7 protein-coding genes are annotated in these 12,429 nt (G+C 48.2%); 3 read left to right on the top strand and 4 right to left on the bottom strand.

Annotated features, from left to right (window positions below; translation table 11 throughout):
• Window positions 1-9 precede the first annotated feature (9 nt).
• Both MRK00_12735 and MRK00_12730 read right to left on the bottom strand, forming a co-directional pair.
• Window positions 10-1,290, bottom strand: coding sequence for an aminotransferase class I/II-fold pyridoxal phosphate-dependent enzyme (locus MRK00_12735; GenBank protein ID MDR4518237.1), 1,281 nt, complete (start codon window positions 1,288-1,290; stop codon window positions 10-12).
• A gap of 427 nt (window positions 1,291-1,717) precedes the next feature.
• Window positions 1,718-2,905, bottom strand: a complete 1,188-nt coding sequence (locus tag MRK00_12730; GenBank protein ID MDR4518236.1) for a DUF4157 domain-containing protein — start codon at window positions 2,903-2,905, stop codon at window positions 1,718-1,720.
• Window positions 2,906-3,338: 433 nt separating this feature from the next.
• Between MRK00_12730 and MRK00_12725 the strand changes: the two genes are divergently transcribed.
• From MRK00_12725 to MRK00_12715, 3 genes are all read left to right on the top strand, one after another.
• Window positions 3,339-5,012 (top strand): methyl-accepting chemotaxis protein, encoded by a 1,674-nt coding sequence (locus MRK00_12725; GenBank protein MDR4518235.1) that lies wholly within the window; start codon window positions 3,339-3,341, stop codon window positions 5,010-5,012.
• A 58-nt stretch (window positions 5,013-5,070) separates the two neighbouring features.
• On the top strand, window positions 5,071-5,277 hold the full coding sequence (locus MRK00_12720) for a hypothetical protein (GenBank protein ID MDR4518234.1): 207 nt from the start codon (window positions 5,071-5,073) through the stop codon (window positions 5,275-5,277).
• A 199-nt stretch (window positions 5,278-5,476) separates the two neighbouring features.
• The gene (locus MRK00_12715) at window positions 5,477-6,688 is read left to right on the top strand and encodes an IS256 family transposase (protein MDR4518233.1); all 1,212 of its coding nucleotides are present in this window, start codon (window positions 5,477-5,479) and stop codon (window positions 6,686-6,688) included.
• Between the two features lie 287 nt (window positions 6,689-6,975).
• Here MRK00_12715 and MRK00_12710 read toward each other — a convergent pair whose 3' ends face one another.
• Both MRK00_12710 and MRK00_12705 read right to left on the bottom strand, forming a co-directional pair.
• Window positions 6,976-10,722, bottom strand: a complete 3,747-nt coding sequence (locus tag MRK00_12710) for a WD40 repeat domain-containing protein (protein MDR4518232.1) — start codon at window positions 10,720-10,722, stop codon at window positions 6,976-6,978.
• A complete protein-coding gene (locus tag MRK00_12705) occupies window positions 10,719-12,221 on the bottom strand; it encodes a toll/interleukin-1 receptor domain-containing protein (GenBank protein MDR4518231.1) in 1,503 nt (500 codons plus the stop codon). The genes MRK00_12710 and MRK00_12705 overlap by 4 nt, the downstream gene beginning before the upstream one ends.
• Between the last annotated feature and the right edge of the window lie 208 nt (window positions 12,222-12,429).

The following is a 12,429-nucleotide window of genomic DNA, read 5'->3' as shown; positions in this document are numbered from 1 at the left end:
GACAAATCGTTAACTCCCTGAGGCAACATCCAGGGCTTGACGAATATCGGCTAGAATATCGTCAATATTCTCGATACCGATAGAAAGTCGCACCAGATCACGGCTGACACCCGCTCTGGCCAACTCTTCATCGTTTAACTGACGATGCGTGGTCGAGGCGGGATGGCAGGCCAGCGACTTTGCATCACCGATATTAACCAGCCGCAAAATCATTTGTAAGGCATCGATAAACCGGACGCCAGCTTCAAAACCGCCTTTGATGCCAAAACTTAAAATTCCCGAAGCCTTGCCACCGGTTATTTTCTGACACGCTTGGTAATACGCACTGTTTGGCAGCGCCGCATAATTTACCCATTCCACCTGAGGATGATTCTGTAAGAAAACAGCGACTTTCCCGGCATTCTCGCAATGCCTTTCCATACGCAATCCCAGCGTTTCCAGACCTTGCAGAATCAGAAACGCATTAAACGGAGACAAAGCCGCGCCCATGTTTCTTAGCGGAACCACCCGGCAGCGCCCGATATATGCCGCAGCTCCCAAAGCCTCGGTATACACCACGCCGTGATAGGAAGGGTCCGGCTCATTCAGCATCGGAAATTTGGATTTGTTCGCCACCCAGTCAAACTGGCCGGAATCGATAATCACCCCACCGATACAGGTTCCATGACCGCCGATATATTTGGTTAGCGAATGCACCACAATATCGGCCCCCAGTTCAAACGGGCGGCACAAATACGGGGTGGCTACGGTGTTGTCGACCATTAACGGAATACCGAATTTGTGGGCAATAGCGGCCAGACGCTCAATATCAACGACATTTCCGGCCGGATTGCCGATCGATTCGCAAAAAATGGCCCGGGTATTTTCATCGATCGCTTTTTCAATCCCGTCGTAATCGTCAAACGACACCATGCGCACAACGATACCCTGTCTGGGCAACGAATGTGCAAACAGATTATACGTGCCGCCATAAAGCTGGCTGGTACTAACGATATTGCTGCCGGTATCACAAATGCACTGAATTGCATACGTAATCGCCGCCATACCCGACGCAACTGCCAATGCACCGATACCGCCCTCCATTGCAGCCAGACGCTTTTCCAACACATCGGTCGTTGGATTCATGATGCGGGTATAAATATTACCCTCAACCTTTAGATCGAATAAATCCGCGCCATGCTGCGTATCTTCAAAGGTAAAAGATGTGGTTTGATAAATCGGCACAGCTGCCGCGCGGGTAGTGGCTTCTGAATTGTAGGCATGATGCAATGCAAGTGTTTCAAGTTTCATTTTTTTATCCAATGTCTGTGTTCAACCTTAAACCGGCAGATACAAATTTATACCAAACGTTTACCAGCGTTTTCAGACGTTGCGAAACATCAATACACAAGCAAGTTAATTCCATCTGTCGGCAAAAAAGTATTCAGTTCAGTTTGCCACCGGCTTTTCCGTAAAAACACGTCGCCATATAGCATTGCTCCGTGTTTAAAATATCTTCCTGACGTTGATCAATCTTACGACGAATCAAAAATTTTAGCATTCACTTTTTATTGTTTCATTGAAATATGAGTACGCCATCAAATCCGGCAGCGATGATTTGTATCCGGTTTTATTAGGCCGCAATCATCAATAAACGCACCGGTGGCATGGAATACATTTCGAATACAAGGTATTCAGAAAACCTTCGCTGAAGACATCAAACAACCCAATGCCATTCCTACAAATCAAGTTCTTCAGCGAGATAATCTGGAAATTCCCGGTAAATATCAACCGGTGTACCACTATAAGCTTGTCCTTCTTCATTATAAGTTTGGTAAAAGGACGTCGTACCTGGAGCAGGCATGTAGGTTATCGGGTTATCAGAACCCGGATAATAGACTTCAATTGTTCCGTTGGCATATAAGCGCGCATCAGCCTCCTGGCCCATGAACGTGTTGCTCATAGACACAACAGGTCCATACCGTGTTACGGGATCATCAGGGATTTCGATATCCGTCGGTAATACACCGGAGGAAACTTCATGCGCTTCACTAGCCGGCTCTTCTGCCGGCTGCGCAGCTCCAGGTTCATCTGTAAATACCATCAACACCCCGCCGGAAGGGTGCACCCAGAAATCAAATCCTTGTCCGGTCAGGCCAATACGATTCCAACCCCGGCTTTCAAGCCGCCTGCGATCTACTGTTCTGTAGTCGCTGTAATTGCGCACAGTCACGGGGCCACGCATTGAATCCGCAACACGTTCAAATGATTCGACAAAACCGGTGCCATGGCGGGAAACCATTAGGCCGAGCAACTGCCCTCTTTCGGCTGAATCCAGTTGCGGCCATCTCACCAAAGCCTGACTTGGGTCATTGGCAAAAATCTGAAGCTGCTCCCGGCTGAATGCCTCACCTCCTTCCCCCGGTGATCTGTACAGGACAGGCGAATTGAAATGCGTCTTTCTTTGCTGCAAAACATGGGCCAGTTCATGCGCCAGCAACTTTCTTCCACGGCTTGTTTCGGGCGCGTATTGTCCGTTTTCAAAAACAATATTGTTCTTAACCGTGTAGGCCAAAGCATTGACGGTTTGTGCCGACTCGCTGGCCACAGCATCTGTATGCACACGGACACGGCTAAAATCCTGCCCGAATCGCTGTTCGAAGAAAAACCGGGTAGCGGGATCCAACGATTGACCATGAGAACGGATGACCTCTTCCGGCATACTTGTATTGACAACATATTCAGACTGCGCATTCGCTTGCACATCTCGATCCATCGGGACTTGACCAGATTTCTGATTCACCCGCTCTGGATGCAAAATGGAACGTACCGCAGGCGTTTGCCCGATGACATTACGTCCTTGCGCTACCGTACTGACAGGAGTCTTGCGCTGAATCGACTTCGGTTTCCGGGAAAAAATAAGCACAACCGAGGTTCTCCTCTTCAAACATGTCATAAATCACGGAAACTACTATTCCAAAAGCAGATTCCATCCGGTCATGCTACCAGATTTCTACTGCGTAGATCCACACTCGAAACATGACATACTTGCCCATTTTGAAACAGCACATCGCATGACAGCTGACATCTTCATGCCCGACAATTACCGAAACTCAACACGTGCTTGCACGGGTTTCCCGATTGATCAACAAATGCCAACGATGCGCCTATCTCTCCGGTTTAACAGAATCTTGAATTGAAAAAAGCGGACATCTCAATCTTTAATTGATAAATTGATTGTGCGATCAATCATATATATTGGCAAGAAATTGCAAAAATAGAGGGCCACTTCGCTGAGCAGTAATTTTTTCAAGCTCGGTCGAAGATTTTTGGTTAATAGTCATTGATAGAAGGAAAAAATGAGAGTCAATTTACCGATAACTGAGACTGAATATCCAATTGATGATGATACATTGATCTTGTCAACAACTGATACTAAAGGTCGCATAACTTATGTGAACCCGACTTTCATTGAGGTGAGCGGGTTCACGAAAGAAGAATTGATAGGTAAAGCACATAATATTGTTCGACATCCCGATATGCCGCCGGAAGCTTTTGAAGATTTATGGAAAACATTGAAAGCTGGCTTGCCCTGGACTGGTCTGGTCAAAAATCGTCGCAAAAATGGTGATTATTACTGGGTGCTGGGTAATGCTACGCCTTTAATGGATAACGGAAGAATTACTGGCTATTTGTCTGTTCGCACTAAACCCCCGCGGGAATTAGTTGAAAAAACGATACCAATTTATCGTCAAGTATTGGAGGGAAGCGCAAAGAATCTCCGAATTGAAAAGGGCAGAGTAGTTCGAACTGATTTTGTGAGCAAGATTATGTCATTTCTTGGAATGACAGTCAGTAAGCGTATTGCCCTTTTAGCTACAATTTCTTTATTATTTCTGATAATTACCAGCGGTGTAGCTTGGTGGGGAATGACACAACAAACCACGCCTTCATGGTTGAACGATTTTCTAGTTGGAATAACATTGAGCGGTATCGCGTTAATATCCTTAATGGCTGTCAATGTAATAAAAAATACAGTTTCGCCTTTACGGCAGGGAATTAGCATTGCCAATACACTTGCCGCAGGTAATCTTGTGACACAAATTCCATTGTCAAATCGCGATGACGAATTCAGCGAACTTGTAAATGCACTTAGACAAATGGGAATAAACTTAAGGGCAACAGTAGCTGATGTACATTCTAATGCGCAATCAGTACGCCTTGCAGCTCAGGATATCGCTTCAGGAAATTGGGATTTGTCGCAGCGCACAGAGGAACAGGCGTCTTCTCTCGAAGAAACATCTGCAAGTATGGAAGAACTCACATCAACGGCAAACCAAAATACAGATAACGCCATGCAAGCTTATCAATTGACTATCAATTCCGGGAAAATAACGGAGAAAGGCGATGCAATGATGCAAGACGCCATTGCAAAAATGTCTTCTATTAGTGATAGATCTAGTCAGATAGCCACCATTATTAATGTCATTAATGACATCGCTTTTCAAACCAATATTCTTGCCTTAAATGCCGCCGTTGAATCTGCACGCGCAGGCGAACATGGCCGTGGTTTTGCGGTTGTGGCATCTGAGGTACGCAATTTAGCCCAAAGAAGTGCTACTGCTGCTAAAGATATAAAGACTTTAATTGATGGTTCAATTAAAAATGTGGATGAAGGCGCAGAGTTAATTAACCAACTGGGCATTACCATGGGAGAGATAACGCATTCGATTAATCGCGTAACCGGTGTTATGACAGAAATTTCTGATGCATCGCGTGAGCAAAACGCGGGTATTGAACAAATTAATCAGGCAGTGACACAAATGGATCAAGTAACACAGCAAAATGCGGCCTTGGTTGAAGAGTCTGCCGCCGCCGCAGATATCCTTAAGCAACAGGCCGTGGAGCTTGAGGGCGCTATTTCAATCTTTAAAATTGGTCAAACTGCAAAAAACGATGCAGATATTGTTCAATTATCCTCTGATAAATCTTTTTATAAGTCAGGAAAACAATCAACAACCAAAGCTGCATGATAATGAGGGTTTCCGGGCTGCGTTTTAACGCAGTCTCAGGGCACCATGGAAGCACATCATGAAATCAAAACGAATGCTTTACTTATCTGCTGGAATTGTTGCACTTTTCCTCCTCGCATGTATGGCAACGCCGCATTCTGACGGGCCGGGACTTTACGGGAAACAGGCTATTACAATAATACGGGGTTTTTTAGTGGTGTCGGCGCAAGTTTCGGAAATCACCCGTCCTCTTATAGCAATCAAAGACACTTTGGCAGAACAATAAACTCTAGCAGCGGGCATATTCATGTCGATAGCGGGCACGGTGGAAAAGGTCATAATATCATTATGAATGGGCAACGGGGCGGAGGACGCAGAAGCAGTTTCTAAAGATGAGACAGTTTCGATCATTCAATGTCAGATTTCGAGGGAGTATTAGAAATTCTGTGTCATTCCTTTAGTATTAAATTTTATAGGAGTGACGAATGAACAAGACTACAGTGCAATTTGATTTTGAAGAAGCTCTGGAAGCCTTAAAAGCAGGGCGCGATTTGAATGGAAAAGATGGCATATTAACGCCATTGATCAAACAACTCACTGAAGCTGCATTGGCGGCGGAACTTGAGCAGCATATAAAATCCGGGAATGAACAGAACCGGAAGAATGGCACGACGCCAAAGACTGTAAAATCAGCATCAGGTAGTTTCCAACTGGATACACCCAGAGACCGCAACGGTACATTTGAACCTCAGTTGGTTAAAAAGCATCAGACTCATCTTACCGATGAAATCGAACGCAAAATTCTATCGTTATTTGCGTTGGGCTCCAGCTATCAGGATATTTCTGGGCATATTGCCGAACTGTACGGCATTGATGTTTCAACGGCGACGATCAGCGCAGTCACAGATAAGCTTATTCCGGAGCTTAGGGAATGGCAACAGCGCCCGCTGGATAGTCACTATCCGTTCGTGTGGCTGGATGCCATACATCACAAAGTGAAAGACGATGGCCGGTATGTCAGCAAGGCAGTTTATACCGTACTCGGCGTAAACATTGAAGGAAGGAAGGAAGTGCTGGGGTTGTATGTTTCGGAAAGCGAAGGCGCCCGATTCTGGCTTTCCGTACTGACAGACCTGAATAATCGTGGCGTACAGGATATCCTCATTGCCGCCGTTGACGGCCTTACGGGCTTTCCTGAGGCGATCAACAGCATATTTCCTGAAACCGAGGTTCAATTGTGCATCATTCATCAGATCCGCAATTCAATGAGATATGTGGCGTCAAAAAATCAAAAAGCGTTCATGGCTGATCTGAAGCCGGTATACAAAGCATCGGCCATTGATGCAGCCGAAGATGCGCTTGATGCATTGGAGGCCAAGTGGGGAAAACAGTATCCCATCGTGATCCAGTCCTGGCGCAACAAATGGGAAAATTTATCGGTATACTTTAAATATCCAGAACCGATACGCCGTGTGATTTATACAACCAATACCATTGAAGCCGTACATCGTCAGTTCCGCAAACTGACGAAAACCAAAGGTGGATTTCCAAATGAAAACAGTCTACTAAAGCTACTGTATGTCGGAATTAAAAATGCCAGCAAGAAATGGACAATGCCAATACTAAACTGGAATTTGACATTATCCCAGCTTGCGATATATTTTGAGGGGCGTTTGGATGCGGCGCTGGATTTATGAATTTAATACAGATTTTTATGTCACCGCTGAAACTGGTTAGCGTATCGACACGAATTGTGTCGATCGGTCACCGGTTTCAGTGGTCAACAAGCGAAGCGCGTTAGGTGATTGGCAAACTGACACAGAATTTTGAACACCCTCGATTTCGATTTTGATTTCGCGTTCCGTCCAACCGCGCATCAGCGTTGATCACCACGCTTTTTTGTGTTCCACTGAAACTGAACCGCAGCAGCTCATAACGGCTTCAATGATTACGCATTCAAATTCCTGTAAAAAGCTCTAAATCACTATCCGCAGGCACGCTGCTGGTCGGGGGTCAACGGTCTTTGTGCGGCTTCAGCCTGCGGGTCGATCAGATGCAATTGCTGGCGTTCTTCCAGGCTTAACGGGCAAAGTTTTTCCGCCTTCTCAACCAACTCCTCTAATGATGCCATAATTAATCCCGCGTCCCAGATACGCAATGTATAATCCCAACTACCAGAAACGATCCGTTTGCCATCGGGCGAAACCGCCACACTTGAAACACGACTTCCATGGCCTTTCAGTGGTTCACCAACCGGTTTGCCTGTCTGTACATCCCAGATGCGCAACGTTTTATCCCAGCTCCCCGAAACAATGCGCTTGCCCTCAGGGAAAACCACCACACTCGTAACTCTGTCTTCATGACCGCTGAACGGTTCGCCAATTGGTTGGCCCGTCAGCGCATCCCAGATACGCAGCATCTTGTCGGAACTCCCCGAAACAATGCGCTTGCCATCGGGCGAAAACGCGACACTCAAAACAGGTTCTTCATGGCCCTTGAGCGGTTCGCCGATCATATGGCCGGTCAGAACATCCCAGATGCGTAGCGTTTTATCTTCACTTCCCGAAACAATGCGACTACCATCGGGCGAAAAGGCAACACTCCAAATTCCATCTTCATGTCCTTGAAGTGGTTCGCCGATCTGTTTTCCCGTTTGCGCAACCCAGATACGTAGCGTGTTGTCAGAACTCCCTGACACTATGCGGCCGCCGTCGGGCGAAATCGCTACGCTCCTAACAGAACCTTCATGGCCCTTGAACGGTTCGCCAATCAGTTTTCCAGTCAGCGCATCCCAGATACGCAGCGTTTTATCAGAACTCCCCGAAACGATGCGGTTGCCATCGGACGAATATGCCACACTCAAAACAGAGTTTTCATGACCCTTCAACGGTTCACCTAACTGCTTTCCGGTCTGCGCATCCCAAATGCGCAGCGTTTTATCCCAACTACCCGAAACAATGCTGCTGCTATCGGGCGAATACGCTACACTATTAACGCGATATCCATGCCCTTCAAGCGGCTCCCCGATTGACTTACCGATCGATACATCCCAGACACGAAACGTCTTGTCTTGACCACCTGATAGGATAAAATTGCCACTAGGCAAAAATGTAACACCTGTAACACTTGCTTCATGCCCTGCCAAAAGTTTTCCTATTTGCTTTTTAATTTCCACATTCCAAATACGTACCGTCTTATCGTCGCCACCCGAAACCACCTGACTTCCATCGGGTGAAAAAGCGACACTGTTTACCGGTCCTTGATGACCTGCCAATTTTTTTGTACTTTCCCCTCCAAGCCACACACGTATCGTACCATCGTGACTGCCCGAAACAATAACAGCACTGTTTGCCGCTGAAAATGCAACGCTTGTAACCGCCTCTTCATGTCCGGTCAGTGGTTCACCTACTGCTTCTCCTGACTGGGCATTCCATATTCGCACTGTTTTATCCTTACTGCCCGATACAATACGGCTGCCGCCATGAGAAAAGGCTACGCTTGTAACGGCATCCTGATGACCTGTCAGCGGACCAGCGATCTGCGCCCCTGTTTGACTATCCCAGATACGTACCCCCCCAGTTCTGCTGCCAGAAACAATACGGTCGCCATCGGGAGAAAACGCGACGCTTAAAATTGGCCCTATAGCAGAGCCTACATGACTGAAACCGATTGGCTGATCTGTCAGTCTACTGGTTTGTGTATCCCACAAGCGGATTGTGCCGTCAAAGCTACCCGACGCCACGCGCCGATTATCGGGTGAAAACGCAATACTTGTCACACGATCATCATGGCCGGTTAATTCACGAACTTGCTTTCCCGCAAAAACATCCCACAAACGCAACACGCCGTTACTATCGCCCGATACCATGTAACTGCCATCGGGTGACACCGCAAAACTGGATATTGGGCTCGGCTGCATCCATCGCCTAATCTCAATAGGCTTTACCAAAGCATCAAGAAATACAGCCCCTGCTTCATGCACATAACTGGGATCGTCTCTTCTACGACTTTCAGGCATCACTTTGAGCGCAATCAACGCGCCGATACGGGCATTACCGCTATCGACAAAACTTTTTGCATAGCCTGTGGCCACCAATGCCGCTGCACGTGCCTGGCGTATTGTTTCCACTTCCTGACGTTTTGCCTGCTCAAGGTTTCTCAACGCTTCCCTGGCATTATTCTGCGCCAGTTCATAATTCATCCATGCCAACCCGATACTGATTGTCAAAACCACGGTAATCGCGCTCAAGATCGAAACAGCGATTACGCCATTTTTAATTAAACTCTTGCGGATGAACTGACGTATCATTTCCCAGGCATCGCCATATCGTTTCGCCCAAACCGGACCGATTTTCTTCCGCTTGATCCAGCGGCGCGCCTGCCACGCATCGGTCAGAGACAATTCCTGCTGGTTTTTCTCACGCCGCACCAGATCCCACCAGTAATGGCCGTCATCACGTTCTTCAACAAGCCATCCGTTTTTAAACCGACGGTCTTCGCCGCATAACCGCCGCCAGCTGCGGATCAGCGCTTCATGGCCGATATCGATTTCCGGATCGTCACTGCCGCCCAGCTGAATATAGCTTATTTCTTCGCTGGCCAGCACTGCAAGCACACGGTTCAGTGTTGCTTTAGCTAATTGCTCATCTTTGGCCGCTTCTGTGAGCAGTGCCAGCAGATCACTGCGTTTCTGCGGCCGCCGTGTCGCGCGGCCCTGCTCGTCAAGATCGGTAATCGCTTTCATCACGCGTTTCAGCGTACTGAAATCTTCCGGGTGTATTTGTATGAGTCCAGCTACGATCTGTTCCGCCTTGAAATCGATCGAACCGGCGATACCGCCAATTGTCTGATAATCTTCCTCACGCAACCGGCGCTGCCCGGACTCAACCGGCGCCATTTCCCATAACCGCCGCAACGTGTGCTGCAACGAGGGCAAATGTTCGGTCTGTTCGGCCACTTCAAGCAGCAGCCGCTGCACCAGCGATTCATCGATTGCGCCACCGGCGTCGAGAACGGGTTTGCGGATGATATCCTGCATTTGATCGCGCCGCGGCAAGGGTACGAGGTATTGCGACGCGCTGACCGCCTCGGCTAACCCATCGTATACCGCGCAATTGCCGAAAAAGTCGGAACGCATGGTCAGAATGACATGCAAACGGCCGTAAGCCTGCGATGCTGCGGTCAGCAGCAGTTCGACAAACGCGCGGCTTTCCTCCACCATTGCTGCTCTTTCAGCCCCTTGCGCTTCCTCGCCATAGCGGAACAATTCTTCGAACTGGTCGATCACCAGCACCAGGCGCGGCGCATCGGACGCAAGCTGCTGACAAATTTTAGTCAGGCCGTAGGCCGATTGGCGCAACAAGACGTCATAGCGGAACAAACGCGCATCAGCCAGGCTATCGCCAGTTGTTTCGCCCGTCTTTAAACCGTGCGCCGTTTTACTCAACGCAGCGGCTAATTTGGATATCGGCGCCGAACCAGGTTTGGCGATAATCGCCTGCCAGCCATCTTCGGCAAGCGGCACCAGAATTCCCGCGCGCACCAGCGATGATTTGCCCGAACCTGATGCACCCACGACCGCGGTAAACCGGTTGTTGCGCACCTTGCGCAACAATGCCGCAATTTCACGTTCGCGGCCATGAAACCAGCGGTGATCGGCGCTATCAAACGGCCGCAGACCAACAAACGGGATCAACGCATTGACTTCCGCTTTCTTTTTCGATTCCGTCATGTTTTTTCTTCAGCCTGGGTTGATCGGGACGGCAGGACAACAATGCCCAATGCTTCGAACAATGCAATGACTGCATTGCGGTCAGCAGGCAGCGTATCAAGCTTCTCCAGCACAATATTTTCACGGAAAAAACGGCGTTTTGCCTTTTCATCGCCACCGGGCAGCCGCAGGCAGACAATTTGCCCCGCTGGAACAAACCTGTCGAGCATCGCATCCAAATCGCCCCCATCAGCTTGATTCCACGGTATCAATATCAACGCATAACCGCTCTGAGACGCTGGTGTCGACTCAAAATCAGAACTGTCATCGCTGAAGCAAGGCCGCACGGAAAATCCGCTGCGCTGAAGTAGATTGGCAAGATCGGCGGCCAGTTCGTCATCGTCTTCATGCGCCGACATAACACAAATACGATCGAACGAAGTCGAACTGGTTGCGTTCAAGGCATCGTTTGCACTTGAAACCGGTTGAATCCGCTGGCGCAGCCATTGCGAAAGATCGGTGACTACGCCATGATGAATTTCTTCTTGTTCCTTCAATCCATCAAAACGCTTGATAATGTCAAACGGATTACGCGGACTGCCCCTGTGGTTAGGCAGCCAGCGCGGCACCCAGAGAATGCGTGGCAATCCTGCCTGACGCGCAAGCCGCAGTTGCTGATTGACAATCGGTTCCGAACCGCCTTCAACCGTTATGCCACGGTTTTCACCGATCAAATGCACGGCGTATTCCGCTTCAGTCAGCGCTTTGTTCAGCATTGCCTCCAGTGCATCGCTGGTTTCAGGCAATGCGCTGTCTTCCGGCAACACGGTAAAACCGGATGATTTCAGATCATTAACCAGCCGCTGACGGGCGTCTTTCAAATCACTGGCTGCCACAGCAACAAACACTGTTTTTCCCTGTCCCGATACAGACGGTTTTAACGACGTCATCGGCTTTGACGGCACAATACCCAGCCGTTCAATAATAAACTGTGCAATCTGTCTGACCAGATCGAAGTAGGCGTCCTGGTCTTTCAGGCCGCGCCAGTAGAACTCATGAATTTTTCCGGTATCGTCCGACGTGAAAAAACGAAAACCGACTCGAGCCTGATAACCTCGTATCAGCACCGGCAAAAGTTCCCGGTGTAGATCGCTTTTATAAACCGGCACAATTCGATCACTGGCGTCGGTGTGTTGTTTTCCGAACCAATCAATTTCTTCCTGGCACCATGTACTTTGCACCCAGTTTTCGGAAAATACAGCAATTAGCATACTGGCCTGTGCCAGCGCCTGCTCTATTTTTGGCGTGAACGCTTCGGCAGGTTCAATCTGGTAACGGTCGAGCCAGAGTTCCGCCTGCTTCGCACCACGATCAGTCAATTCAAAACGCAACTGATGCCAGAAAAAAGTCACCCAACCCTGTGTAGACTCTTCAAACGGTGGTTTCTGATCGTCAGCACGCGCATAACTGATAAAAACAAAATCATCACGCGAGACTGTAGATGTAGAAGGTATTTGCATATGAGTCTTGCTAACTCCACTATAAAACCAGCCATTATCATACTATTCGTGCATTTATTTGACCAGAAACCATACAAGGGTACCTCTAAAAATTCAGAGTTTTAAACAAGACGAGGCGAGAACAAAAAATATTGACGCAGCATATGATTGATATGTAAGGAAGTATTTTTTGCGGACAACGACGTATTGTGACAAAATATGGATTTTT

It is taken from the genome of Nitrosomonas sp. (assembly GCA_031316255.1).
Classification (GTDB): domain Bacteria; phylum Pseudomonadota; class Gammaproteobacteria; order Burkholderiales; family Nitrosomonadaceae; genus Nitrosomonas.
Note: the sequence above shows the minus strand (reverse complement) of the source record. Positions and strands in the feature narration are given on the sequence as shown.

What these genes read in the sequence shown, in the direction of transcription:
- MRK00_12735 (MDR4518237.1), bottom strand. Translation starts at nt 1,290, where the DNA reads ATGAAACTTGAAACACTTGCATTGCATCATGCCTACAATTCAGAAGCC.
- MRK00_12725 (MDR4518235.1), top strand. Translation starts at nt 3,339, where the DNA reads ATGAGAGTCAATTTACCGATAACTGAGACTGAATATCCAATTGATGAT.
- MRK00_12720 (MDR4518234.1), top strand. Translation starts at nt 5,071, where the DNA reads ATGAAATCAAAACGAATGCTTTACTTATCTGCTGGAATTGTTGCACTT.
- MRK00_12715 (MDR4518233.1), top strand. Translation starts at nt 5,477, where the DNA reads ATGAACAAGACTACAGTGCAATTTGATTTTGAAGAAGCTCTGGAAGCC.
- MRK00_12710 (MDR4518232.1), bottom strand. Translation starts at nt 10,722, where the DNA reads ATGACGGAATCGAAAAAGAAAGCGGAAGTCAATGCGTTGATCCCGTTT.
- MRK00_12705 (MDR4518231.1), bottom strand. Translation starts at nt 12,221, where the DNA reads ATGCAAATACCTTCTACATCTACAGTCTCGCGTGATGATTTTGTTTTT.